Annotated in this window: 3 protein-coding genes and 1 pseudogene; 2 read left to right on the forward strand and 2 right to left on the reverse strand. The window is 68.1% G+C overall.

The window, feature by feature from the left end; translation table 11 throughout:
• Nucleotides 1–355: pseudogene (locus tag B2W70_RS05340) on the forward strand (hypothetical protein); the annotation flags it as partial.
• A 73-nt stretch (nucleotides 356–428) separates the two neighbouring features.
• Here B2W70_RS05340 and B2W70_RS05345 read toward each other — a convergent pair.
• Together B2W70_RS05345 and B2W70_RS05350 are read right to left on the reverse strand one after the other, a co-directional pair.
• Nucleotides 429–1,136 (reverse strand): DUF4197 domain-containing protein, encoded by a 708-nt coding sequence (locus B2W70_RS05345; RefSeq protein ID WP_058086911.1) that lies wholly within the window; start codon nucleotides 1,134–1,136, stop codon nucleotides 429–431.
• Between the two features lie 159 nt (nucleotides 1,137–1,295).
• On the reverse strand, nucleotides 1,296–1,745 hold the full coding sequence (locus B2W70_RS05350; protein ID WP_058086837.1) for a hypothetical protein: 450 nt from the start codon (nucleotides 1,743–1,745) through the stop codon (nucleotides 1,296–1,298).
• A 252-nt stretch (nucleotides 1,746–1,997) separates the two neighbouring features.
• Between B2W70_RS05350 and B2W70_RS05355 the strand changes: the two genes are divergently transcribed.
• A complete protein-coding gene (locus tag B2W70_RS05355; RefSeq protein ID WP_286743619.1) occupies nucleotides 1,998–2,987 on the forward strand; it encodes an MDR family oxidoreductase in 990 nt (329 codons plus the stop codon).
• Nucleotides 2,988–3,192: the final 205 nt, after the last annotated feature.

Here is a 3,192-nt window from a genome sequence, read left to right on the forward strand (position 1 = left end):
AGCGGCGGTCTACGGCCTGTACGTGGCCGCAGCCATGGGCCTGGGGGGTGTGCCGCTGCTGTGGCTGGCCACCGTCGCCGAAGGCGTCATCGGCACCATGGCCACCGTGGCCCTGTACTCGCTGATGATGGATTCGGCCGACCCGGCTCACCCTGGCACCGACTACACCTTGATGGGCAGCGTGGGCGTGTCGCTGGCCACCGTCGGCGGCATCGCAGGGGGCGTGGTGGGCGACCACCTTGGCTACGCCAGCGCCTTCGCGTCGGGGGCGGTGGTTTCGGTCATCGGGCTGATCGCCCTGGTGCGCTGGCTCGACGCCCACCCCTTCAACCAGCGCGTGCGACAGGCTTGGTGACCTGGTGACCTGGTGAGCGGGCAAAGTGGCAGGGCTGACGGGGGGCGACTTGGGCCTCGTCGGGGCCGCGGCCTCACTTCACCGCGCCGAACACCTTCTCGATGAGCTTGCTGCCCGCGCCCACCGGGTCCTGGCGGATCTTGCGCTCTTCTTCACCGATGATGGTGTAGAGCCCGTCGAGCGTCTTGCCTGTCACGTACTGCTCGACGCTGGCGTCTTCCTTCTTGACCAGGCCGAAGCCCGAGGCCTGCGAGGCCACGCGGTTGTAGGCCTTGGCCAGCTTGACCTGGCTGACGGCTTTCTCCACCACGGGCAGGAAGGAGGCGCCCAGCGGCTCGCGGGTCTTGTCGGCGAAGAACTGGGTGACGGCGTTGTCGCCGCCCGAGAGGATCTGCTTGGCGTCCTGCACCGACATGTTCTGAACGGCTTTGACCAACAGGTCTCGGCCCATGGGCACGGCGGCTTCGGCCGCGCGGTTCATGCCGGTGACGAGTTCATCCACCCGCTTGCCCTGGCCGGTCATCTTCAAGACGTCGGCGGCTTTTTCGAGGTAGTCGGGCAGCGGGATGCGCACCTTCGGGTTGTCCAGGAAGCCGCCGGGCTGGCCCAACAGGCTCACGGCCGCCTTGGCGCCTTGCTCCAGCGCGGCCTTGAGGCCCTTGCCCACCTCCTGCTCGCTCAAGCTGGCCAGGCTGAGGGCATGCGCTTGTTGCAGCGCGCCGCTGACCAGCCACGCGAAGCTGGCCGCGAGGGTGTGTTGGTGGAAGCGGCGTCGGTCCAGTCGGGCGTCCATGGGGGCTCCTGCGGTGGTTGGCGGGCCCTGGCTTGTGGCTGCCAGGTGCGATCGACAACTCTAACCCGCAGGCGCGGGCTTGTCTCCTCGGTGCCCCATGGTGCGCGTCGCTGCGTGCCGTTGTGCGGCACCAAGCCGGGCGTGGTGTCAGGCCACGGCCCCCGCGTCCACAGAGCGCATCAGGTGCATGGACGTGGTTCGCAGCACCGGCAAAGGCAGGTCCCAGTGGTCGGCCTGCGTGCACAGCATCTCGTACTCGGCATCGGCCAGGTTCTGATCGCACTCGCACAGCGCCGCGCAGATCTCCATGACGATCAGGCGCAGGCCCACGTCGTCGATCTCGTCGAGCATCTGCTTGAGCTCGGTGCGCGGCAAGTGCTGGATGCCGGACCAGTGCTGGTGCGACGAGGCCATCAGGTCGTCGCAGACGGCCTGCAGCACGCCCATGAAGTCGGCCTGCGAGAGGTCGAGCCGCCCTGCCACGTCGATGCGCTGCAGCGCGTCGATCTCCTGGTGACCGAGGTGGCCGTCGGCCAGCACGGTGAGGGCCACCACGCGGGCGGCGGCATGGGGGCTGTTGCGGGGGTAGCTGCGCATCGAAAATCTCCTGTCAGAACGATGACGGTTTGACTCTACGCAGTACAAGCATTCGGGAAAATCAGATTCTTTGGTGTGAAGTTTCGTTTTGCTCGATGCATTTCTGCGTCGCCATGAGGCTTGGCAATGGGCGGGATGCCTGGCAAGCGGCCTCGCCCCGGCGCGGCGAGTGCCAGCCTGAAGGCCGTCGCCCCTGGCCGGCGCTATGCTCTGCATCGGCCGCCGTCAGGCCATCAACAGGAGACCCACAACGTGTTCAAGGCCATCCTCATCGAGAAGGACGAGCAAGGCTATCGCGCCGCGCTCAAGGACGTCGACGACGCCCAATTGCCCGCTGGGCCCGAGGCCAACGTCACCGTGAAGGTGGCCGCCTCGACGCTGAACTACAAAGACGGCCTGGCCATCACCGGCAAGTCGCCCGTGGTGCGCAAGTTCCCGATGGTGCCGGGCATCGACCTGGCCGGCACGGTGGAGTCGAGCAGCCACCCCGACTGGCAGCCCGGTGACCGGGTCGTGCTCAACGGCTGGGGCGTCGGCGAAACCCACTGGGGCGGTCTGGCTGAAAAAGCGCGTTTGAACGGCGACTGGCTGGTGCCGCTGCCAGCGGCCTTCACCCCCGAGCAGGCCATGGCCATCGGCACGGCGGGCTACACCGTCATGCTGTGCGTGCTGGCGCTGGAACGCCATGGCGTCAAGCCCGAACACGGCGAGATCGTTGTCACCGGCGCGGCCGGTGGCGTGGGCAGCGTGGCCGTGGCCCTGCTGGCCAAGTTGGGCTACACCGTGGCCGCTGTCACCGGTCGCGCGGCCGAAGCCGACTACCTGAAGTCGCTGGGCGCGGCCACCGTGCTCGAGCGCAGCGAATTCAACCAGCCCGGCAAGCCGCTGGCCAAGGAGCGCTGGGCCGGCGCCGTCGACACCGTGGGCAGCCACACCCTGGCCAACGTCTGCGCGCAGACGAAGTACGGCGGCGTGGTCACCGCCTGCGGCCTGGCCGGTGGCATGGACTTGCCGGCTTCGGTGGCGCCCTTCATCCTTCGCGGGGTGACGCTGGCCGGCATCGACAGCGTCATGCGCCCCAAGGCCGATCGCCTGGAGGCTTGGCGCCGCCTGGCCATCGATCTGGACCTGACCAAGCTGGGCCTGATCACCCGCGAGATCACCCTGGCCGAAGCCATTGCCGCAACGCAGCAATTGCTGGACGGGCAGGTGCGGGGCCGGGTGGTCGTGCGCGTGTCATGAGGTAACGGACGTCTCAGGCTGCTGCCGGCTTGTGTCAGGCGCTGACAGGAGGCGGCACAATCCGCCCGGGTGCCGCCTGGATGTGATGCGTTGAACGACAACGCGAGCGGTGCCCCGAAAACCGGAGACAACCATGCAACGCCAACGCCGCTGGGCCATCGGGGCCGTTCCCGTGATGCTGTTGACCGCCTGTGGCGGCGGGGGG

The sequence above is a fragment of the Aquabacterium sp. UBA2148 genome (assembly GCF_002328915.1).
In the GTDB taxonomy this organism is placed as follows: Bacteria; Pseudomonadota; Gammaproteobacteria; order Burkholderiales; family Burkholderiaceae_C; genus Aquabacterium; species Aquabacterium parvum.